This window comes from Sphingomonas albertensis (assembly GCF_014358075.1).
GTDB lineage: Bacteria > Pseudomonadota > Alphaproteobacteria > Sphingomonadales > Sphingomonadaceae > Sphingomonas > Sphingomonas albertensis.
The window spans coordinates 23,745-43,699 of sequence record NZ_JACONT010000037.1 but is presented as its reverse complement, the minus strand read 5'-3'; the positions used below and the strand labels follow the sequence as shown (position 1 = coordinate 43,699).

Sequence of the window (19,955 nt, the reverse complement as noted above, 5' to 3'; positions counted from 1 at the left end):
CGTAACTGCCGCCCCGCCCGCCAAGCAGCCGACCCACCCCGGCCCCTCCCTTCCAGGGAGGGGTGAAAATCACGCCCGCGGCTTCTTCCCCGCGAGCGACGACAGCACGCCGCGCATCGTCCGGACTTCCTGGCTCGACCAGCCCGGTTTCGTCAGCAACGTCCGCAGCGTCCGCCGCGTCGACTGCATCTTGTCGGGCAGGTGGAAGAACCCAGCCCCCATCAGCATCGCATCGAGCTGTCCGATCATCCCGTCGAGCTCCTCCTGCGGCGCAGGCGGCATGATCGGGTTGATCGACGGCTGCGACAGCTCGCGATCGGCAGTCAAGCCCTTCGACCATTCATACGCGACCAGGATCACGGCCTGAGCGAGGTTTAGCGAGCCGAACTCCGGATTGATCGGCACCGTGATGATCGTCCGTGCGACCGCGACGTCGTCGGTTTCGAGGCCCGAGCGCTCGGGCCCGAACAGGATCGCGGAGCGGCCGGGCGCGGCGTGGATCTCGGTCGCGGCCTGTTCGGGGGTCACGACCGGCTTTGTGACGCCGCGCTTGCGGACCGTTGTCGCGTACACCTGCGCGCAGTCGGCGGTGGCGGCGGCGACGCTGTCGTAGACCTGCGCGTTTTGCAGGACGATGTCGGCGCCGCTGGCGGCCGGGCCGGCGGAGGGGTTGGGCCAGCCGTCTCTGGGGGAGACGAGGCGCATTTCGGTGAGGCCGAAGTTTAGCATGGCGCGCGCGGCCTTGCCGATGTTCTCGCCGAGTTGGGGGCGGACGAGGACAATGACGGGGGGTGGGGTAGAGGCGCTGGCCATCCCTGCCCCATCCATAGCAGCCTGCTCGCCCCCCCCTTCCCGTTCGTCCCGAGTAGAGGTCGAGCTTGTCGAGACCTCGTATCGAGGGGCAGGTTCCGAATGCGTCGGCTTCCGCGCCGCCGCCGACACCGCCGCCCAGTCGTCGCGGAACAGCGCCTCCTTCTTCTTCCGCGACCAGTCCTTAACCTGAAACTCCGCCGCGAGCGCTTCTTGCCGCGAAGGGAATTCCTGGCTCCACATGAGCGTCACCGGACGCCGGGTCTGCGTGTAGCCCGGAATCTCGCCGAGGTTGTGCTGGCCGATCCTTCTCTCCAGATCGTCAGTGTGTCCGGTGTAATAACTGTCGTCGGCGCAGCGCACCACATAGGCCCAGAATGTCATGATTGCGGCTTATCCCTCGATACGCCGTCTCGACAAGCTCGACGTCTACTCGGGACGAACGGGAGTAGGGGTGGCGGGCGCGATGACGTAGCGGGGTGTGGCTGCGGACTCGTCGATCGGGGGGCGGGCCTCACCCCAATCTACCGCCCCCCAGCTGTTCACTTCAATCCGTTCGTCTCGAGTAGCGATCGAGCGAAGTCGAGAGCGTGTATCGAAGGACAACCCCAGATCACTCCGCCCGCCCAACCTCCTCAACACTCCCGGCAAAAGCCTCGAAGTCCTTCGCCTCGCTGAAATCCCGGTACACACTCGCAAACCGGATATACGCCACCGAATCGAGCCCCTTGAGCCCGTCCATCACCATCTCGCCAATCCGCTTCGACGTGACATCGTTCTCCCCGAGCGTCTCCAGCCGCCGCTGGATCCCGCTCACCAGCTTCTCGATCCGCCCCGCCTCGATCGCCCGCTTCCTGGTCGCGATCGACAAGGACCGGAGTAGCTTTTCCCGGTCAAACGGCTCCCGCCGCCCCTCGCTCTTCAACACGAACAGCTCGCGCAATTGGATGCGCTCGAACGTCGTGAAACGCGCCGCGCACCCCTCGCATTGGCGCCGACGCCGGATCGCCGCCCCGTCTTCGGTGGGGCGGCTGTCCTTTACCTGGCTGTCTTCATGTCCGCAAAAGGGGCAGCGCATTCAGACCTTCTTCTTGCCCTTGTAATAGGCGTAGCCCGCGCCCGCGAGTGCGCCGAAGATCGGGCCGACCACCGGCACCGGGATCGCGACGACTGCGCCGAGTGCGCTCCACTTGGCCATGCTCTTGCCAAGGCCGGGCGTGCTCTTCACGTCGTTCTGGAGGTCATCGAACTTCGACATGGCGTTATCCTTGATAGATCGGGAAGCGCGCGCACAGGGCCCGCACCCGGGTCCGAACGTCCGCTTCGACGTCAGGGTCCCCATGCTCGCCCTTTTTCGCGAGGCCGTCCAGCACGTCGGCGACCATGTTGCCGATCTCGCGGAACTCGGCCGGGCCGAAGCCGCGCGTCGTACCCGCGGGCGAGCCGACGCGGATGCCGCTGGTCTTGACCGGCGGCAGCGGATCGTTGGGGATGCCGTTCTTGTTGCAGGTGATCCCCGCGCGCTCCAGCGCCTCGTCCGCATCGCGCCCGGTGATGCCGAGCGGCGTGAGGTCGATCAGTGCCAGATGCGTGTCGGTGCCGCCCGAGACGACGTCCGAGCCGCGCTCCTTGAGCGTCGCCGCGAGTACCTTCGCGTTCTCGACGACCGCCGCGATGTAGCTCTTGAAGTCGGGCTGCAACGCCTCGCCGAACGCGACCGCCTTCGCCGCGATCACATGCATCAGCGGCCCGCCCTGGAGGCCTGGGAACACCGCCGAGTTGAACTTCTTCGCCAGCGCCTCGTCGTTGGTCATGATCATGCCGCCACGCGGGCCCCGCAGCGTCTTGTGCGTGGTGGTCGTCACGACATGCGCGTGGCCGAACGGCGTCGGGTGCAGGCCGGCGGCGACGATGCCGGCGAAATGCGCCATGTCGACCATGAAATACGCGCCGACCTTGTCCGCGATCGCCCGGAAGCGCGCGAAGTCAATCGTTCGCGGATAGGCCGAGCCGCCCGCGATGATCAGTTTGGGCTGATGCTCGACGGCCAGCGCCTCGACCTGGTCATAGTCGATCAGGTGCGTGGTCGCATCGACGCCGTATTGAATGGCGTTGAACCACTTGCCCGACATCGCCGGCTTCGCACCATGCGTCAGGTGACCACCCGCATCGAGGCTCATGCCGAGGATCGTATCGCCCGGCTTGACCAGCGCCAGCATCACCGCGCCGTTCGCCTGCGCGCCCGAATGCGGCTGCACGTTGACGAACCCGCAGCCGAAGATCTGCTTGGCGCGCTCGATCGCGAGCGTCTCGACCACGTCGGACGGCGCGCAGCCCTGGTAATAGCGCTTGCCCGGATAGCCTTCGGCGTATTTGTTCGTGAACACCGAGCCCTGCGCCTCGAGCACTGCCTTCGAGACGATGTTCTCGCTCGCGATCAGCTCGATCTGCGTCTGCTCGCGTTCGAGTTCGGCCTCGACGCCGGCGAACACGGCAGCGTCCGCATCGGCCAGAGTGCGCGTAAAGAAGCCGTCCGGCTGGACGTCGTGGAGTTCGCGCTGGAGGGTTTCGGGCTGGGTGCTCATGCGGGGACCTTTAACTTGTCGACACGGAGTTGATGACGGCCGCCGGCGAAATCGGCGGTGAGAAACGCTTCGACGCACGCCTTGGCCATTTCCTCGCCGATCAGGCGCGCGCCCATCGCGATGGCGTTGGCGTCGTTATGCACACGGGCGAGGCTCGCCGACAGCGGTTCGGAAACGAGTGCGCAGCGGCAGGCGGGGTTGCGGTTAGCGGCGATCGAGATGCCGATCCCGGAGCCGCACAGCGCGATGCCGCGTTCCGCGCTGCCATCGGCGATCGCCGACGCGAGTTTGTAACCATAATCGGGGTAGTCGACGCTGGCGGAGCCTTCGGGACCGAGATCGAGCACGTCATGCCCCGCCTCGCGCAGCCAGGCGGCAAGCACCGCTTTCAACGAAACGGCGGCGTGATCGGACGCGATGGCGATGCGCACCTGGCGTATTCCTGTGACGGGAGATCGGGTGCCCAGCCCCATACCGGCGTGAGCCGGGATTTGCCACACCTGTTCGCAGCGGCTTCGTCATCCTGACGAATGTCAGGACGCAGAGTAACATAGCGCATCACCCGTGGCTCTGGGTCCTGACTTTCGTCAGGATGACGCGCTAAGGTCGGCATCCACGCTGAACGCCGACCGTGAAGGAGACGTCCATGAAAGCCCTTACCCTGCTCGCAACCGTAGCGCTCGCCGCCTGCTCGGGCCCCGCCCCCGACACCAGCGGCGACGGCAACATGACGTCGGCAGGCTCGATCGAGCGCAAGACGACCACATCGGCGCCGCGCGACTATACCGGCCGCTGGATCGGAGTGGAGGGCATGGTCCTCGATATCGCGCATGCCGGCGCGCCCGGTCACTACGACCTCACGATGCAATGGGACCTCGATCACAAGGGCACATTCGACGGCACCGCGAACGGCAGAACCATCACGTTCATCCGCAACGACATTCCCGAAACCCTGCGCCCGACCGACGGCGATGCGACCGAGCTGAAATATCTGTCGGGCAAAACCGACTGCCTCACGGTAAAGCCCGGCGAAGGCTATTGCCGCGACGGACTTAGCCGCTAGGTTCGCTGTCGTGACCCGAGCCTATCCAGACGCAGACGCCGCCCGCGCGCATCTCTCCGAGGTGCTGCTGCGTACCGGTCAGGAAGATCGCGACGCGTTTCGCGAACTCTATACGCTGACCAGCGCGAAGCTTTTCGGCATCACCCACCGTATCTGCGGCAACGCCCAAGCCGCGGAGGATGTGCTGCACGAGGTCTATCTCACGATCTGGAAACGCGCCGGTGCCTGGGAACCCGGTCGCGCGAGCCCGATAACCTGGTTGGCGACGATCGCGCGCAACCGCGCCATCGACTGGCAGCGCGCGCAGGGCGTCCGCCGTACCAGCCCGCTCGACGACGCGCCCGACATCGCCGATCCCGGCGAGGGTGCCGAAGCGACGTTGCTGGCGAGTGAGTCGTCGCGCGAACTGATCGAGTGCCTGAACGGTCTCGAACCGCAGCAGCGCGACGCGATCCGCACCGCGTTCTTCGACGGCATCACCTATGCCGAACTCGCGATCAAGCGCGCCGTGCCGCTGGGCACGATGAAGAGCTGGGTCCGCCGCGGCCTCGCTCGCCTGAAGGATTGTCTCGATGGCTGATCCGACCATCGATACTGGCGTGCCCCAAGATGTGGCGGCCGCCGAACTCGCGCTCGGGCTACTCGAAGGCGAGGAGCGGAGCGTGGCTCTGCGTCGCGTACTCGCCGAACCCGGTTTTGCTGCACAGGTCGAATGGTGGCGGTCGCGGCTGGCCGTATTGTTCGACCTGTGGCCCGAACGCGCCGCGCCGTCTCACGTCGCCGCGCGAATCGAAGCCAGCCTCGACGGCGTGGCGACCGGTACGACGACGAACGGCACGACGGCTATCGGTACGGCGGGGCCTGCCAAGATCAGCCGCTTCCCGTGGCCGGCGCTTGCAGCCTTCACCAGCGCGATCGCGGCGTGCCTGCTCCTGTTCGTCATGCTCCGCCCCGAGCCGACCGTACCGGTGTCGCAACCGACCCCGGTTCCTCGGCCGTCCAGCGTGCTCGTCGCGATGCTCGGCGATGCGAAGTCGCCCATCGCCGCGGTCTATGATCCCGCCAACGGCGCGCTTCGGGTTGCGGCAGGCCCCGGCGTCCCGCGCGCGCACGTCGCGGAGCTTTGGGTGATCGGCGGCGATGGCGTACCGCATTCGCTCGGCCTGCTCTCTGCCCAGCCGACCTCGCTCGCGCCGAAGGGCGTCAACCGCGGTCGCATCGCTCCGGGCGCCACGCTTGCTATCTCGGTCGAACCCCGCGGCGGCTCGCCGACCGGCTTGCCGACCGGACCGGTCGTCGCCACCGGTGTCGTCGCGCGCGTCTGATGACCGCGCGACCGCCGTATCGTGAGCCCGCGACCGGCGGCATCCCGCCGATCGCGCGCCTGCTGGGGCTGAGCGGCCTTCTCCCGCAGCTGGCTGCAGTCGCGCTGTTGCTGAGCGGCGATCCGCAAAGCCGCTACTCCGCGCTGGCGATCGCATACGCCTATGCCGCGCTGATCCTGAGCTTCCTCGGCGGCCTGTGGTGGGGCCTCGCCGCGCGCACCGACTCACCGCCCCGCTGGCTCTGGTTCGCCAGCGTCGCCCCCTCCCTGATCGCGCTGGCGACCGCCTGGCCCTGGATGGTCGGCCTGCGCTGGCCCGGCCCTTCGCTGGTCGTGCTCGGCATCAGCCTGGTCGGTGCATTGCTTGTCGACCGCGCCCTCGTTCGTTCCGGTATCGCTCCACCCGGCTGGATGACGTTGCGCGTGCCCTTGTCGCTCGGCCTCGGCGTCCTGACGATGCTCGCCGCCGCGCTTTAATCCCGCTCGCGAGTCGTAGGGACACCTGGTTCGTGGTATGAATCGGGCATGATGACATTTGCCGTGAGTCCCCGCACCGACCGGCAGGCGAAGGCGCGTTTCACGATCGCCGAGTTTGTCCGCATGGGTGAGTCCGGCGCGTTCGACGACATGAAGATCGAGCTGGTCGATAGGGAACTCGAACGGATGGACCTACCTTTGGCAAGCCATGCCGCGCGCCAAGCCAAGATCGGCATCCGCCTTTCGGATCTGCTTCCGGAAGCGCGGATTATAGGTGGGGTCGCCGTCGATCTCGGCAACGATACCGTACTCGGCTTCGACGTGGCCGTGTTGCGTGAGCCGGTCGAAGGTAACCGCCTACCGGTCGCCAACGCATTCCTGCTCGTCATCGAAGTCGCGGAAACGTCGGTCGCACGCGATACCACGGTGAAGCGCTTCGCCTATGGGCGCTGCGGGATCCCGCATTACTGGGTCGTCGACGGCGCCCGGTCTGTCGTCCACATCTACGCCAGCCCCGTCGAGGGCGATTACACGCGGTTCCACTCGGTAGGGTTCGGCGAACCTGTCGCCGTTCCTGATACAGACGGCACCATCACCATCGACTAAAAGCCCGCCAGCGCAGGCAAGTTCGGCCTCAGGCAGCCTTGCGCAGATCCAACCGGCTCCAAATCTCCACCAGCGCATCGGTCAGTTCGCGCATCATCGCCTCGGTATGCGCAGGCCCAGGCGTGAACCGCAGCCGCTCCGTGCCGCGCGGCACCGTCGGATAGTTGATCGGCTGCACGTACACGCCGTATTCGGCAAGCAACACGTCGCTGATCTTCTTCGCCTTGACCGGATCGCCAACCATCAGCGGCACGATGTGCGTATCGCCGATCATCACCGGCAGCCCGGCGTCCTTGAGCATCGCCTTCAGCATTGCAGCAGACGCCTGCTGCCCCTCGCGCTCGACGCTCGAGCTTTTCAGATGCCGCACGCTCGCGAGCACGCCGGCAACCAGCACCGGCGACAGCGACGTCGTGAAGATGAACCCAGGCGCATACGACCGGATCACGTCGACGATCGTGCGATCGGCGGCAATGTAGCCCCCCATCACGCCGAACGCCTTGCCCAGCGTACCCTCGAGAATCGTGATCCGGTGCGCGACCTCGTCCCGCTCCGAAATCCCGCCGCCCCGTGCGCCGTACATCCCGACCGCATGGACTTCGTCGCAATAGGTCAGCGCGTTGTATCGGTCGGCGAGATCGCACACCGCCGAGATCGGCGCGATGTCGCCCTCCATCGAATACACGCTCTCGAACGCGATCAACTTCGGCACGGCAGGATCTTCCGCGGCCAGCAATTCTTCGAGATGCACGAGGTCGTTGTGGCGGAACACGCGCTTCTCGCATCCCGAGTTACGGATGCCCGCGATCATCGACGCGTGGTTCAACTCGTCTGAAAAGATGATGCAGCCCGGCAGCACCTTCGCCAAGGTCGCCAGCGTCGCCTCGTTCGAGACATAGCCGCTGGTGAACAGCAACGCCGCTTCCTTGCCGTGCAGATCGGCGAGTTCGCCCTCCAGGTCGACATGGTAATGCGTGTTGCCGCCGATGTTGCGCGTGCCGCCCGAGCCCGCACCGACGTCGTGCAGCGCTTCTTCCATCGCTGCGATAACCTTGGGATGCTGGCCCATCGCGAGGTAATCGTTCGAGCACCACACCGTGATCGGCTTCGGCCCGTTATGCCCCGCGAAACAGCGCGCGTTCGGAAACGCGCCCTTGTTGCGGAGGATGTCGATGAACACGCGGTAGCGCCCTTCGGCATGCAACCGGTCGATCGCCTGCGTGAACACGCGCGAATAATCGACTCGCGGACCGCTGACGCCGTCCGTTGCCGTTTTGCCGTCGATACTCATGGCCTTGGGCACTACGCCTCACTTTCACTCAGTTCCAGCGTAATACCGCTCTTACGGTGATCGCTTTCCTCGTCCTGGCAGCACATTGCCACGATGCTCCCGCGAAGCAAGGTGCCAGATTGTCCCAGGTTAACGCTTAAAGCTGCTCGATCCGCGCAAATCCCCGCACCGCCAAGGCGGGTCCGAGCGCGCATTCGTCGTCGCCCAACCGAGTGAAGACGGCGATCCCCCCCCCCGCTCCCGACCATGATTCGCCCTGCATCAGGTGCACGATCCGCCGCGCGATCCCGGGACCACCGTCGACGAACCGCACACCGGGCGCCGCCGCGGCCAACTCCGCCTCGACCAGCGGAAAATGCGTGCACGCATTGACGATCACGTCGATCCGCTCGCCCCCCGGCTGCGAGAACAACCCGTCGAGCACCGCCGCATAGCGTTCCGGCGCGACCGGCCGGCCGTGCAGCTTGGCCTCCGCCATCTCGACCAAAGCCGCCGAGCCGTAGCGCAGCACCGTGCAATCGCCCGCGAATTTCGCTGCGAGATCATCGACATACGCCTGCCGCACGGTCGCCTCGGTCCCCAGCACGCCGATCGTCCGCGTCTTCGACAGCAGCGCGGCGGGCTTGATCGCCGGCACCGTCCCCACCACCGGCAGGTCGAGCGCCGCGCGCACTACCGGGAGCGCGATCGTCGACGCGGTGTTGCAGGCGATCACGATCAACCGCGGCCGATACCGCTCCGCCAGCCGCCCGAGCAGCACCGGCACCCGCGCCGCGATCTCCGCCTCGCTCTTTGTCCCGTAGGGGAAGCCGGCCGAATCGGCGGCGTAGACGAACGGCGCATCGGGCAGCGCCGCGCGCGCCGGGCCGACGATCGACAGCCCGCCGACGCCGGAATCGAAGAACAGGATGGGGCGCGTGTCCATGTCCGGCCTTTAGGACGAACTGCCCCCCGTAAACCAGAGCAACAGATCCCCCTCCCTGGAAGGGAGGGGTTAGGGGTGGGTCGGCTTCCGCATGTTCAGACGGTCGCGGCACGAGCGGGCCTACCCACCCCCAGCCCCTCCCTTCCAGGGAGGGGAGCGCGTCGACCTTGGTTCCAAGCGCGCGCTTCCTCTCAAACTCACGCCATTTGCCGTCCGCCCCGCGTCGTTTATAAGCACCGCCAGAACGGGGGACATACTTGCAGACGGAAATTCTCTGGGTCGCGCCCACGCTATCGCTCGTGCTCAGCTATCTGCTCGGCTCGATCCCGTTCGGCGTCATCCTCACGCGGCTCGGCGGTGCGGGCGATCTGCGCACGATCGGCTCGGGCAACATCGGCGCGACCAACGTCCTGCGCACCGGTCGGAAAGGCCTCGCCGCCGCGACCCTGCTGCTCGACATGGCCAAGGGCGCGGTCGCCGTCCTGCTGGTCGCACACCTGTTCCCCGGTAACGCCCTGCTCGCGGCCGCCGGTGCGTTCATCGGCCATTGCTACCCGGTCTGGCTGAAGTTCAAGGGCGGCAAGGGCGTCGCCACGCTCATGGGCATCGTCGTCGCGCTCCATTGGCCGCTCGGGCTGGTCTATGCGGTCGTCTGGCTCGGCCTGCTCGCGGGCCTGCGCATATCCTCGGTCGCAGGCATGGCCGCCGCACTCAGCGCGCCGTTTGCCGCCGCCTTGTTCGGCCGGTTCGACCTCGTCCTGCTGCTGCTCGCGCTAGCGCTGATCGTCTTCTGGAAGCACCGCGAGAACGTCGAGCGCCTGTTCTCGGGCACCGAGCCGCGCATCGGCCGCTCAAAACGATCACCGGGTGACTGACCCGACGGTCTCACGTCTTCGGCTCATCCGCACGACCGGGATCGGACCGGTCACCTATCGCCAGCTCATCGCCCGCTTCGGCAGCGCGGACGCCGCGATCGAGGCGCTCCCCATGCTCGCCCAACGCGGTGGCGGTGGCGGCCGCAGCCCCCGTATCGCCGACGTCGCGATGGCCGAACGCGAGATCGCCACCACCACGAAACTCGGCGCGCGCTACCTCTTTCTCGACGACGCCGAGTATCCCCGCCTGCTCGCCGAGATCGAGACGGCCCCGCCAGCCCTCATCTTCCGCGGCGACATCACCCACGCCAGCCGCCCCTGCATCGCAATGGTCGGCGCACGCAACGCCTCCGCCGCCGCCTGCCGCTTCGCCCGCCAACTCGCGCTGCAACTCGCCGAGGAAGGCACGACGGTCGTCTCAGGCCTTGCCCGCGGGATCGACACGGCCGCCCATATCGGCGCGTTGGGCGGCGGTTCCAGCGGCGGCACGATCGGCGTGATCGCCAGCGGCATCGACATCGCCTACCCGCCCGACAACACCGCGTTGCAGGAGCGAGTCGCCACCGAAGGCGTACTACTCGCCGAACAGCCCCCCGGCACCGAGCCGAAAGCGCGCAACTTCCCCTCGCGCAACCGCATCATCGCCGGCCTCGCGATCGGCACGGTGGTGGTCGAGGCCGTCCCCAAATCCGGCTCGCTGATCACCGCGCGCCTCGCCAACGAATCCGGCCGCGAAGTCATGGCCGTCCCCGGCAGCCCGCTCGATCCCCGCGCGCAGGGCTGCAACCTGCTGATCCGCGAGGGCGCCACGCTGGTACAATCGGCGGCCGACATCCTCGAACAGATTCGTCCGTTCGATCCACGCTCCGTGCGCTCCCCGATCGACGCCTACGCCGCCTCGCCGCCCGAAGACGCGAGCGACACCGACCGCCAGCGGATCGCCGACCTGCTCGGTCCGGTCCCTGTCGCGATCGACGAACTCATCCGCCAGTCGCATCTGAGCCCGTCGGTCGTCCACACGGTGTTACTTGAGCTCGAACTCGGCGGCCGGCTGGAGCGCCACGCCGGAGGCCGCGCGAGCATGCTCTAGTCCGGCAAAAACCGGCTCGGGTTGGCATCACCCGACAGGGTCCTGCCCCGATCCTAGCGGACCGCCACGAGGCTGCTGGTCGTCCGTCTGCGTATCAGCACCTGCCCAGCCGGCCGCCCAATCCTTGGCATCATGCGACGTTGCGATAGCCGCAAGCAACTGGTCCAGTTCGCTCTGATGCAGGGCTATCAAACCGAGGATATGCGGCTCTGCGGCCGACTGGCGGAGAACGACGATCTTCTTGGCGAGGAACGAACACTTCCATTTCGCGACGGCGAGGTCATGTCGGGTCACGCTAGATCATCCTTGCCAGACGCGACGCCGTCACTTCCGAGTTCAGGCAGCAAACCGTGACGATCCGCCCGCACGGCAAGCCCCTGCCGGAAAGACACATCGCGCTTTGGAAACCACGGAGCGGGACGGAAAACACGCGAATGATCCGAAGCATCGGCGGATGAACTGGATTCATGGACGACCGCAATTGTAACGATCTCCGCGCCTATTTCGATCGAAGACGATGAACGGGGATCTTTTACTGTCATCATGCCGACATCGATAGTGTGCGAGCAACGTATTCATAATCCGGGAAATACCCCGCCCTCCGATTACTCCTTCGCACGATGCCCCTCTGGAAAACCCGCACCGACGGTCGCATCCCGCGTCGGTCGATCTTGAGCCCTCTCCGGGTTGACGGCACTACCCCGACGCCGCCACCCTCGTACGCGTACACGTAAGGACCCCGGTTTCCCCATGCAGCTTGTCATCGTCGAATCGCCTGCCAAGGCCAAAACCATCGAGAAGTATCTGGGCAGCGATTACCGCGTCCTGGCCAGCTACGGCCATGTCCGCGACCTGCCGCCCAAGGACGGCTCGGTCGATCCCGACGATGCGTTCGCGATGACGTGGGAGAATTACGCGGACAAGTCGAAGCAGCTGAAAGCGATCACCGATCTGGCGAAGCTCGCCGACCGCCTGATCCTCGCGACCGATCCCGATCGCGAGGGCGAGGCGATCTCGTGGCACGTTCGTGAAGTGCTGCGGGCACGGAAGGCGCTGCCCAAGGAGGTCGAGCGCGTCACCTTCAACGCGATCACCAAGGCCACCGTCACCGAGGCGATGAAGAACCCGCGCGAGCTCGACGACGATCTGATCGACGCCTACCGCGCCCGCCGTGCGCTCGATTATCTGGTCGGCTTCACGCTCTCGCCCGTGCTGTGGCGCAAGCTGCCCGGCGCCAAGTCGGCCGGCCGGGTGCAATCGGTGTCGCTCCGCCTGATCGTCCAGCGCGAGCGCGAGATCGACGTCTTTAAGCCGCAGGAATATTGGTCGGTGACGGCCGACATGGAGCATGACGGCACCGCGTTCACGTCGCGCCTGACGCAGTTCGAGGGCAACAAGCTCGACCGCTTGTCGATCGGCAACGAAGGCGATGCCCTGCGCGCCAAGCAGGCGGTGCTCGACGGCAATTTCTCGGTCCAGTCGGTCGAGACCAAGCCCGCCGGTCGCAACCCGCCGCCGCCGTTCACGACCTCGACCTTGCAGCAGGAAGCCTCGCGGAAACTCGGCTTCTCGGCCGATCACACGATGCGGATCGCGCAGGGCCTCTATGAAGACGGTGCGATCACCTATATGCGTACCGACGGCGTGCAGATGGACGGCAGCGCGATTTCGGCCGCGCGCCTCGCCGTCGCGAACCGCTTCGACGCGAGCTATGTCCCCGACAAGCCGCGCCAGTACCAGTCGAAGGCGAAGAACGCGCAGGAAGCGCATGAGGCGATCCGCCCGACCGACTTCTCGAAGGACAAGGCCGGCGGCGGCGATCACGCGCGGCTCTACGACCTGATCTTCAAGCGCGCGCTCGCCAGCCAGATGGCGTCCGCCCGCATGGAGCGCACCACGGTCGAGATGGCCGACGGCACCGGCCGCAACATCCTGCGCGCCACCGGCCAGGTCGTGCTCTTCCCCGGCTACCTCGCGCTGTACGAGGAGGGATCGGATGACTCCGCCGACGAGGACGCGCGTCGCCTGCCACGGATGCGCGAAGGCGATGCGCCGGCCAAGAAGAAGGTCGACGCCGAGCAGCACTTCACCCAGCCGCCGCCCCGCTTCTCCGAAGCCTCGCTGGTCAAGCGGATGGAGGAACTCGGCATCGGCCGGCCGTCCACCTACGCGTCGATCATCAAGACGCTGAAGGACCGCGCGTACGTCCGGATCGAGAAGAACCGCTTCTTCGCCGAGGAATCCGGCCGGCTGGTGACGGCGTTCCTCGAACGCTTCTTCGAAAAGTACGTCGGCTACGACTACACCGCCGAGCTGGAGGAGGAACTCGACGACGTCTCCGGTGGCCGCGCGCAGTGGCAGTCGGTGCTCGACGCGTTTTGGCGCGATTTCAAGCCGCGCACCAACGAGGTGATGGAGCAGCAGCCGTCGGCGATCACCGCCGAGCTCGACACCTTCCTCGCGCCCTACCTCTTCCCCGCCAAGGCGGACGGCGGCGATCCGCGTCTCTGCCCGAACTGCGGCGAGGGCCAGCTGGCGCTGCGCGGCGGCAAGTTCGGTGCCTTCATCGCCTGCTCGAACTATCCCGAGTGCAAATACACGCGCCGTTTCGCGCAACCCGGCGGCGACGCCGAAGCGGATGCCGGCCCGTCGACGCTCGGCACGCACCCCGACACGGGCCAGCCGATCGAGCGCAAGTCGGGACGCTTCGGCCCGTATCTGCAAATCGGCGAAGGCGAAGACCGCAAGATGGCGTCGATCCCGAAGGATATCGGCGAGCTGAATCTGGAATGGGCGGTCAAGCTGCTGTCGCTCCCGCGGACGGTGGGCAACCACCCCGAGACCGGCGAACCGATCATCTCGACGATTGGCAAGTTCGGCCCGTACCTGAAGCACGCGGGCAAATACGCGCGGCTCCAGACGACAGCGGACGTGTTCGAGACGGGCATGAACGCGGCAGTCGTAAAGCTCGCCGAAGCCGCAGCCGGCGGCGGACGCACCGCGCGGGGGGCTCAGGCACCGCTCAAGGTGCTCGGCAACCATCCGCGCACCGAGGCCGAGATCAAGCTGATGGAAGGCCGTTACGGCGCCTACGTCACCGACGGCACGACCAACGCGACGTTGCCTAAGTCGATCGAGAAGGACCAGCTGACGCTCGAGGAAGCGGCGTCGCTGATTGACGCGCGGGCTGCGGCGGCCCCGGCGACGAAGAAGAAGAAGGCGCCCGCCAAGAAGCCGGCGGCGAAGAAGGCCCCGGCCAAGGACGCGGCTGAGGCAAAGACGCCAGCGAAGAAGGCTCCGGCCAAAAAGGCCCCCGCCAAGAAAGCCGCCCCAAAGAAGAAAGCCGAAGCCTAAACGCTCGATCCTCCCCCGCCAGAGGGAGGTGGCTGGCACTTGCCAGACGGAGGGGGAGGGAAGCGAAACCTCTGCTCCGTATCCTCCCCCTCCGTCACCTTCGGTGCCACCTCCCCCTGGCGGGGGAGGATCGAGAGGCTAGCTCAAGCAGCCCGCCGTTGCGTCAACTGCATCCAATCCCGCGCAGCACGCTGTGCCACCGAAATCTCCCGCGCGGTCATGTCCTCAGCGATCTCAGCCCGACATTCCTGCGCCGCGATGTTCCCCGACACCGCCGCCAGGTTGAACCACTTATGCGCCTCGATCAGGTCGAGGACGACGCCCGACGTCCCCGTCGAATACACCATCCCCAACTCATAACACGCCCGGTCGTCGCCGCGTGCGGCATCCGCCAGACGGCGTTCGATCATGAAATTCGCACTCTTGAGATTGCTACGCATGGTTTGCCCCCAATGTTCGTGAGGACAGACTGCGGCGATTCCCGCTACGAAATGGTTAATGGGTTAACGATCGTTTTTTACAACTCTATCGCGATGTTATCGATGAGCCGCGTCGCGCCCATCCGCGCCGCCGCCAGCAACCGCCGCGGGCGATCCACCGCCGGGTTCTCCGCCAGCGTCTCGGCATCGGCCAAAGCAACGTAATCGATCGTGAACCCCGCCCCGACCAACGTCGTCCGCGCATCGTCCAGCACCGACTCCACGTCCTCACCCTTCGCGATCGCCCGCGCGGCGACACCCAGCGCGCGGGGCAGGGCCACCGCCTGCTTACGCTGCTCGTCGTCAAGGTAGATGTTGCGCGACGACATCGCGAGACCATCGTCATCGCGCTGAGTCGGCACCCCGACGATATCGATCGCGAAATCGAGATCCGCCACGAACCGCCGGATCACCGCCAACTGCTGATAATCCTTCTCGCCGAAATACGCCGCAACGGGCTCGACCTGGTTGAACAGCTTCGACACGACCGTCGCGACGCCGTCGAAATGGCCGGGCCGCGAGGCACCGTCGAACCCGTCGCTGACGCCCGAGACGTGCACTGTGGTCGCAAAGCCATCCGGATACATCGTCTCAACCGACGGCAGCCAGAGCAGGTCGCACCCCGCCTCGTTGAGCATCCGGATATCGGCCATCTCGCGCCGCGGATAGCGCGACAGATCCTCGTTCGGCCCGAACTGAGTCGGGTTCACGAAGATTGAAGCGACCACCTTCGTGCCCGGCCGCTTCGCCGCCTCGATCAGTGCGACATGGCCGGCGTGGAGCGCGCCCATCGTCGGGACGAGCGCGACGCGCTGCCCCGCCGCACGGAAGGCGGCGACGCTTTCGCGCAACGCATTAAGGTCCCGGACGGTGTCCACGTGAAACTCCTACTCGATAAGTGCGGTCGCGGCTTCTATGAAGGGTGACAGTCTCGATCAATAAGGAAACGCGCGTTGGCCATGGGCCCTGACTCACCCCAAGCTTCGACGCACGTCATCGTGTTCGCCAACGAGAAGGGCGGCACCGGCAAGTCGACGACCGCGGTCCACGTCGCGATCGCGCTCGCAGCCAAGGGTGCGCGCGTCGCGTGTCTCGATCTGGACCACCGCCAGCGCACCGTCGGCCGCTATCTCGACAACCGCGCCGAGACGATGAAGCGCAACGGCTCGGTCCTGCCGATGCCGCGCCATGCCACCTTGTCGGACCAGAGTGAGGATCAGTTCGAGGACTTGTGGCATTCGCTGTGCGAAGGCTCGGACTTCCTGGTCGTCGACACGCCGGGTCGCGACGATCCGTTCGCGCGCACCGCCGCCGCACTCGCCAACACCTTGGTCACGCCGATGAACGACAGCTTCGTCGACTTCGATCTGATCGGCCAGGTCGATCCCGAGACGTACCAGGTGACGCGCCCGAGCTTCTATTCCGAATTGATCTGGGATGCGCGGAAGCAGCGCGCGCGCGCCGACGGCACGACGATCGACTGGGTCGTGCTGCGCAACCGCCTCCAGCACATCGAGGCGCGCAACATGCGCCGCGTGTCGGACGCGCTCGCGCAACTCGCCAAGCGCGTCGGCTTCCGGATCATTCCGGGGCTCGGCGAGCGCGTGATCTACCGCGAGATGTTCCCCGCCGGCCTGACGATGATCGATTCGAAGGCGTTCGGCAGCATGGGCCTGGCGCATGTCGCCGCGCGCCAGGAACTGCGCGAGATGATGGCGGCGCTGCAGCTGCCCGAGGTCGTTGCCGAGCGCGCACCGGACGTGGCTGCGTGAAGTGGATCGTCGCCGCCGTCTTCATTTGGCTGGCGTGGCACTATCTCCGCCCGAAGCCGAAACAGCGTGTCGTAACCGATGAAGCCGAGGCCCTCTCGATTTTGGGTATCGACCGCAGCGCAGACGCCGACGCGATCCGCAGCGCGCACCGCCGCCTGATCGCCTCGGTTCACCCCGATCGTGGCGGCTCGACCGACCTGACGCGGCGCGTGAACGCGGCGCGCGACCTGTTGCTGAAGCGCGCGCGCTAGCCCCCGTCATGCCGGGCTCGTTCCGGCATCCACTGTTCCGCACACTCGATAGTCGTGAGTTCGCGGCACCGTGGCCCCCGGAACAAGTCCGGGGTGACGGTGGTAGGGCGCTATTCCCGCACCACTACGACTAGCGAGAGGCCCATGACCCACCAGTTCGACCCGACCTCGCTCCGAGAATACGACATCCGCGGGATCGTCGGCAACGCGCTCGGCCCCGCCGATGCCGTCGCGATCGGTCGCGGATTCGCCACCCGCATCCGCGCGGCCGGCGGAACGCGCGTGGCCGTTGGGTATGACGGCCGCAACTCCTCGCCGGAACTCGAAGCCGCGCTCGTGTCAGGCCTCGTCGCCGGCGGCGTCGACGTCGTGCGGATAGGCCTCAGCACCTCGCCGATGCTCTATTACGCCGAGGCGACGCTAGAAGTGGATGGCGGCATCCAGGTAACCGGCAGCCACAATCCCCCCGAGTATAACGGCTTCAAGATGGTGCACGCCCACGCGCCATTTTTCGGCGACGACATCCAGGACCTGGCCACGCTCGCCGCGTCGGGCGCCTGGAGCGAAGGCGCGGGCGAGGTCACGACCGTCGACGTGCTCGACGCCTATGTCGGGCGGTTGATGGCGGGCTATGCGGGCGGCGCGTACCGGATCGGCTGGGACACCGGCAACGGCGCCGCGGGCCCGGCGATCGAGAAGCTCGTGCAACTCCTGCCGGGTGAGCATCACGTGATCTTCGCCGAAGTCGACGGCAATTTTTCCAACCATCATCCAGATCCTACCGAAGAATCGAACCTCGCCGATCTGAAGTGCCTGGTCGCAGACAAGAACCTCGATTTCGGACTGGCCTTCGATGGCGACGGCGACCGGATCGGGGCGATCGACGGCTCGGGCCGGGTGATCTGGGGGGATCAGATTCTCTCCATATTGGTCGAACCTGCGCTACGCGAGCACCCCGGCGCGCCGATCGTCGCCGACGTGAAGTCCTCGCAGGCGCTATTCGACCGAATCACGGAATTGGGCGGCGAAGCGGTGATGGCCCCGACCGGTCACAGCCTGATGAAACAGGCGATGACCCGCACCGGCGCGCCGCTGGGCGGCGAACTCAGCGGGCATCTGTTCTTCGCGGGCGAATATTACGGCTTCGACGACGCGCAATATGCGGCGGTGCGGCTGATCCGCGCGGTGCATCTTTCGGGGCGTTCGTTGACCGAGCTGCGTGACGCGATGCCGGCGCTGGTAGCGACTCCGGACCTGCGGTTTCCGGTCGAAGACACGCGAAAGTTCGCGGTGGTGGACGAGGTGATCGCGCGGCTTCGGTCCGAGGGTGAGGAAATGACCCTCACCGACGGCGCGCGGGTCACGACCGCCGACGGCTGGTGGCTCCTCCGCGCGTCGAACACGCAGGCGATGCTGACGGTGCGCGCCGAGGCGAAGAGCGAAGCGGCGCTCGCGGTCCTGCTGGCCGAGGTCGATGCACAGCTCGCGGCGAGCGGCGTCACGCGCGCGGCACCTTAACCAACCGCACCACCCCGGCGAAGGCCGGGGCCCAGTTCGAAAGGTGGCAATAACGGCGTGCTGGCTTCCGTCAGCGACGTTCCCCAACTGGCCCCCGGCCTCCGCCGGGGAGGTGGAGGAGGGTAGGTTCGTTAGGATATCGGCACCACCGACCGAACCGATTGACACGCCAAGCACCTCGCCTACCGTTCCAACCACCATCCCAAGGAGCACCCCGTGGAGCGCCCAGTCGACGAATTTCGCTCCAGCACGCGCCGCTGGCTGCTTGGCAGCTTTGCCGGTTGGGGAACGCTGCTGACCTGTCTCGCCGGCGTCGGCTTCGTCATCATCGGCGTCCGCTGGCTCAAGAATCGCAGCGCCAGCTACGAGATCACCGACCAGCGATTGATCGTTCGCCGTGGCATCCTGTTCAAGACGATCGACGAGATCGAGCTCTACCGGATCAAGGACGTCCGCCTCGGCTATTCGCTGCTCAACCAGATGACCGACATCGGCACGATCATCCTCACCTCCAGCGACCGCACGACGGCGGGCGGCGAGTTCATCCTCCGCGATATCCCGATGGCGCGCGATCGTCGCGAAGGCCTGCGCAAGCTGGTCGACCGCGCGCGCCAGCGCCGCGGCGTCCGCGAACTCGATATCGACCACGAGGACGCATACGCGCTGGATTAAGCGCGCTTTTGTCCCCACATGGCGGGCATGGCGCCCCCCTACCCCAAGCCCAAACCACAACCGCAGATGATCCGGGTCGTCGACCTGGAGACCACCGGCTCGGCCCCGCCCGCGCACGGTGTCTGCGAGATCGGCTGGCAAGACGTCGCGCTCGGCGAAGACGGCCGCTGGGAGATCTACGGCGAAGGCGGCAGCCTGCTCGTCAATCCCGGCCGGCTGATCCCGCCGATCACCCAGGCGATCCACCATATCCTCGACGAGCATGTCGCCAACGCACCGTATTGGCATGACTGCGCGCGGCAAGTGCTCGATCCCTGGCCGCGCCGGCTGGCGCTGGCCGCGCACCGGGCGGATTTCGAGCAGAAATTCTGCACCCCCGCACTGACTCGCGACGCCGAATGGATCTGCACCTGGAAGTGCGCGCTCCGGCTCTGGCCCGACTCGCCGAGCTTTTCGAACCAGGTGCTGCGCTACTGGCGCAAGCCGCACGGCATGGAGCATGACCGCGGCCTGCCCGCGCACCGTGCGTTTCCCGACGCGTACGTCACCGCGTTTCACCTGCGCGACATGCTCAACGAGGCGAGCTTCGCGCAACTCGTCGAATGGTCGCGCGATCCGGGGCTGATCCCCCGCGTCCGCTACGGCCCCGATCGCGGCAAGGAATGGTCCGAGCTCGACCACGAGACGCTGATGGCGTTCATGACCGACCGCGACCCCGACATCCGCTTCACCGCCAACCACGAGATGGACCGGCGCAGTGGCGGCGGTCGCGTCGGCAAGGCCAGCGCGCAGGATTTGCTGCTGTAGCGGCCGTTTCAATCCTCCCCCAATTGCTCTGCGGCAATCCAGTATCGCTGGTGTAA

At 66.5% G+C, this 19,955-nt stretch carries 24 protein-coding genes; 13 read left to right on the top strand and 11 right to left on the bottom strand.

The annotated features are described in order from the left end of the window. Positions 1-69: 69 nt before the first annotated feature. From H8S47_RS15110 to rpiB, 5 genes are all read right to left on the bottom strand, one after another. Positions 70-1,194 (bottom strand): TrmH family RNA methyltransferase, encoded by a 1,125-nt coding sequence (locus tag H8S47_RS15110; RefSeq protein WP_187504644.1) that lies wholly within the window; start codon positions 1,192-1,194, stop codon positions 70-72. Between the two features lie 229 nt (positions 1,195-1,423). Next, on the bottom strand, positions 1,424-1,888 hold the full coding sequence (gene nrdR / locus H8S47_RS15105; RefSeq protein ID WP_056487307.1) for a transcriptional regulator NrdR: 465 nt from the start codon (positions 1,886-1,888) through the stop codon (positions 1,424-1,426). Continuing rightward, entirely contained in the window at positions 1,889-2,068 is a 180-nt protein-coding gene (locus tag H8S47_RS15100) for a hypothetical protein (RefSeq protein WP_187504643.1), read from the bottom strand. It lies immediately after the preceding gene. Between the two features lie 4 nt (positions 2,069-2,072). Beyond that, entirely contained in the window at positions 2,073-3,395 is a 1,323-nt protein-coding gene (glyA, locus tag H8S47_RS15095) for a serine hydroxymethyltransferase (protein ID WP_235982945.1), read from the bottom strand. After that, complete coding sequence (rpiB, locus tag H8S47_RS15090; RefSeq protein WP_187504642.1) at positions 3,392-3,826, bottom strand: ribose 5-phosphate isomerase B; 435 nt, start codon at positions 3,824-3,826, stop codon at positions 3,392-3,394. Before rpiB ends, glyA begins: the two co-directional genes overlap by 4 nt. A gap of 215 nt (positions 3,827-4,041) precedes the next feature. Here rpiB and H8S47_RS15085 point away from each other — a divergent pair, with 215 nt between their 5' ends. Genes H8S47_RS15085 through H8S47_RS15065 form a run of 5 tightly spaced genes read left to right on the top strand, consistent with a single transcriptional unit; the run spans position 4,042 to position 6,865 of the window. After that, a complete protein-coding gene (locus H8S47_RS15085; RefSeq protein ID WP_187504641.1) occupies positions 4,042-4,458 on the top strand; it encodes a hypothetical protein in 417 nt (138 codons plus the stop codon). Between the two features lie 10 nt (positions 4,459-4,468). Then, the gene (locus H8S47_RS15080) at positions 4,469-5,038 is read left to right on the top strand and encodes a sigma-70 family RNA polymerase sigma factor (RefSeq protein ID WP_187504640.1); all 570 of its coding nucleotides are present in this window, start codon (positions 4,469-4,471) and stop codon (positions 5,036-5,038) included. Continuing rightward, positions 5,031-5,783 (top strand): anti-sigma factor, encoded by a 753-nt coding sequence (locus H8S47_RS15075; protein ID WP_187504639.1) that lies wholly within the window; start codon positions 5,031-5,033, stop codon positions 5,781-5,783. The genes H8S47_RS15080 and H8S47_RS15075 overlap by 8 nt, the downstream gene beginning before the upstream one ends. Then, entirely contained in the window at positions 5,783-6,259 is a 477-nt protein-coding gene (locus H8S47_RS15070; protein ID WP_187504638.1) for a DUF3429 domain-containing protein, read from the top strand. Before H8S47_RS15075 ends, H8S47_RS15070 begins: the two co-directional genes overlap by 1 nt. 48 nt (positions 6,260-6,307) lie before the next feature. Then, complete coding sequence (locus tag H8S47_RS15065) at positions 6,308-6,865, top strand: Uma2 family endonuclease (protein ID WP_187504637.1); 558 nt, start codon at positions 6,308-6,310, stop codon at positions 6,863-6,865. Positions 6,866-6,893: 28 nt separating this feature from the next. Here the strand turns inward: H8S47_RS15065 and hemA are convergent, their stop codons facing one another. Both hemA and murI read right to left on the bottom strand, forming a co-directional pair. Then, on the bottom strand, positions 6,894-8,156 hold the full coding sequence (gene hemA / locus H8S47_RS15060; RefSeq protein ID WP_187504636.1) for a 5-aminolevulinate synthase: 1,263 nt from the start codon (positions 8,154-8,156) through the stop codon (positions 6,894-6,896). A gap of 136 nt (positions 8,157-8,292) precedes the next feature. Next, on the bottom strand, positions 8,293-9,081 hold the full coding sequence (gene murI / locus H8S47_RS15055) for a glutamate racemase (RefSeq protein ID WP_187504635.1): 789 nt from the start codon (positions 9,079-9,081) through the stop codon (positions 8,293-8,295). A gap of 257 nt (positions 9,082-9,338) precedes the next feature. Here murI and plsY point away from each other — a divergent pair, with 257 nt between their 5' ends. Both plsY and dprA read left to right on the top strand, forming a co-directional pair. Next, a complete protein-coding gene (gene plsY / locus H8S47_RS15050) occupies positions 9,339-9,956 on the top strand; it encodes a glycerol-3-phosphate 1-O-acyltransferase PlsY (RefSeq protein WP_187504634.1) in 618 nt (205 codons plus the stop codon). Further along, positions 9,949-11,046: a DNA-processing protein DprA gene (gene dprA, locus H8S47_RS15045; RefSeq protein ID WP_187504633.1), complete on the top strand. Its 1,098-nt coding sequence runs from the start codon at positions 9,949-9,951 to the stop codon at positions 11,044-11,046. Before plsY ends, dprA begins: the two co-directional genes overlap by 8 nt. A gap of 27 nt (positions 11,047-11,073) precedes the next feature. Here the strand turns inward: dprA and H8S47_RS15040 are convergent, their stop codons facing one another. After that, positions 11,074-11,340, bottom strand: a complete 267-nt coding sequence (locus H8S47_RS15040) for a hypothetical protein (protein ID WP_187504632.1) — start codon at positions 11,338-11,340, stop codon at positions 11,074-11,076. Continuing rightward, positions 11,337-11,591 carry a hypothetical protein gene (locus H8S47_RS15035; RefSeq protein ID WP_187504631.1) on the bottom strand — a complete coding sequence of 85 codons (255 nt, stop codon included), beginning with the start codon at positions 11,589-11,591 and terminating at the stop codon, positions 11,337-11,339. Before H8S47_RS15035 ends, H8S47_RS15040 begins: the two co-directional genes overlap by 4 nt. A gap of 205 nt (positions 11,592-11,796) precedes the next feature. Between H8S47_RS15035 and topA the strand changes: the two genes are divergently transcribed. Beyond that, on the top strand, positions 11,797-14,400 hold the full coding sequence (gene topA / locus H8S47_RS15030) for a type I DNA topoisomerase (RefSeq protein WP_187504630.1): 2,604 nt from the start codon (positions 11,797-11,799) through the stop codon (positions 14,398-14,400). Positions 14,401-14,543: 143 nt separating this feature from the next. Here topA and H8S47_RS15025 read toward each other — a convergent pair whose 3' ends face one another. Together H8S47_RS15025 and panC are read right to left on the bottom strand one after the other, a co-directional pair. Continuing rightward, positions 14,544-14,840, bottom strand: coding sequence for a sel1 repeat family protein (locus H8S47_RS15025; protein ID WP_187504629.1), 297 nt, complete (start codon positions 14,838-14,840; stop codon positions 14,544-14,546). 77 nt (positions 14,841-14,917) lie between these two features. Next, complete coding sequence (gene panC, locus H8S47_RS15020; RefSeq protein ID WP_187504628.1) at positions 14,918-15,757, bottom strand: pantoate--beta-alanine ligase; 840 nt, start codon at positions 15,755-15,757, stop codon at positions 14,918-14,920. Positions 15,758-15,838: 81 nt separating this feature from the next. On the opposite strand from panC, the gene H8S47_RS15015 reads away from it, so the two are divergent. From H8S47_RS15015 to H8S47_RS14995, 5 genes are all read left to right on the top strand, one after another. Continuing rightward, complete coding sequence (locus H8S47_RS15015) at positions 15,839-16,651, top strand: division plane positioning ATPase MipZ (protein ID WP_187504649.1); 813 nt, start codon at positions 15,839-15,841, stop codon at positions 16,649-16,651. After that, on the top strand, positions 16,648-16,902 hold the full coding sequence (locus H8S47_RS15010; protein ID WP_187504627.1) for a DnaJ domain-containing protein: 255 nt from the start codon (positions 16,648-16,650) through the stop codon (positions 16,900-16,902). Before H8S47_RS15015 ends, H8S47_RS15010 begins: the two co-directional genes overlap by 4 nt. A 144-nt stretch (positions 16,903-17,046) precedes the next feature. Continuing rightward, on the top strand, positions 17,047-18,420 hold the full coding sequence (gene pgmG / locus H8S47_RS15005) for a phosphoglucomutase/phosphomannomutase PgmG (RefSeq protein ID WP_187504626.1): 1,374 nt from the start codon (positions 17,047-17,049) through the stop codon (positions 18,418-18,420). A 216-nt stretch (positions 18,421-18,636) separates the two neighbouring features. Continuing rightward, positions 18,637-19,092, top strand: coding sequence for a PH domain-containing protein (locus H8S47_RS15000; protein ID WP_187504625.1), 456 nt, complete (start codon positions 18,637-18,639; stop codon positions 19,090-19,092). Positions 19,093-19,119: 27 nt separating this feature from the next. After that, entirely contained in the window at positions 19,120-19,899 is a 780-nt protein-coding gene (locus H8S47_RS14995) for an exonuclease domain-containing protein (protein ID WP_187504624.1), read from the top strand. The last annotated feature ends 56 nt before the right edge of the window (positions 19,900-19,955 follow it).

Coding starts and splice junctions, on each gene's coding strand:
- H8S47_RS14995 (WP_187504624.1), top strand. CDS start 19,120: ATGGCGCCCCCCTACCCCAAGCCCAAACCACAACCGCAGATGATCCGG.
- H8S47_RS15100 (WP_187504643.1), bottom strand. CDS start 2,068: ATGTCGAAGTTCGATGACCTCCAGAACGACGTGAAGAGCACGCCCGGC.
- nrdR (WP_056487307.1), bottom strand. CDS start 1,888: ATGCGCTGCCCCTTTTGCGGACATGAAGACAGCCAGGTAAAGGACAGC.
- pgmG (WP_187504626.1), top strand. CDS start 17,047: ATGACCCACCAGTTCGACCCGACCTCGCTCCGAGAATACGACATCCGC.
- H8S47_RS15075 (WP_187504639.1), top strand. CDS start 5,031: ATGGCTGATCCGACCATCGATACTGGCGTGCCCCAAGATGTGGCGGCC.
- H8S47_RS15065 (WP_187504637.1), top strand. CDS start 6,308: ATGATGACATTTGCCGTGAGTCCCCGCACCGACCGGCAGGCGAAGGCG.
- H8S47_RS15015 (WP_187504649.1), top strand. CDS start 15,839: ATGGGCCCTGACTCACCCCAAGCTTCGACGCACGTCATCGTGTTCGCC.
- topA (WP_187504630.1), top strand. CDS start 11,797: ATGCAGCTTGTCATCGTCGAATCGCCTGCCAAGGCCAAAACCATCGAG.
- H8S47_RS15035 (WP_187504631.1), bottom strand. CDS start 11,591: ATGATGACAGTAAAAGATCCCCGTTCATCGTCTTCGATCGAAATAGGC.
- H8S47_RS15110 (WP_187504644.1), bottom strand. CDS start 1,194: ATGACATTCTGGGCCTATGTGGTGCGCTGCGCCGACGACAGTTATTAC.
- glyA (WP_235982945.1), bottom strand. CDS start 3,395: ATGAGCACCCAGCCCGAAACCCTCCAGCGCGAACTCCACGACGTCCAG.
- H8S47_RS15025 (WP_187504629.1), bottom strand. CDS start 14,840: ATGCGTAGCAATCTCAAGAGTGCGAATTTCATGATCGAACGCCGTCTG.
- H8S47_RS15070 (WP_187504638.1), top strand. CDS start 5,783: ATGACCGCGCGACCGCCGTATCGTGAGCCCGCGACCGGCGGCATCCCG.
- H8S47_RS15085 (WP_187504641.1), top strand. CDS start 4,042: ATGAAAGCCCTTACCCTGCTCGCAACCGTAGCGCTCGCCGCCTGCTCG.
- hemA (WP_187504636.1), bottom strand. CDS start 8,156: ATGAGTATCGACGGCAAAACGGCAACGGACGGCGTCAGCGGTCCGCGA.
- murI (WP_187504635.1), bottom strand. CDS start 9,081: ATGGACACGCGCCCCATCCTGTTCTTCGATTCCGGCGTCGGCGGGCTG.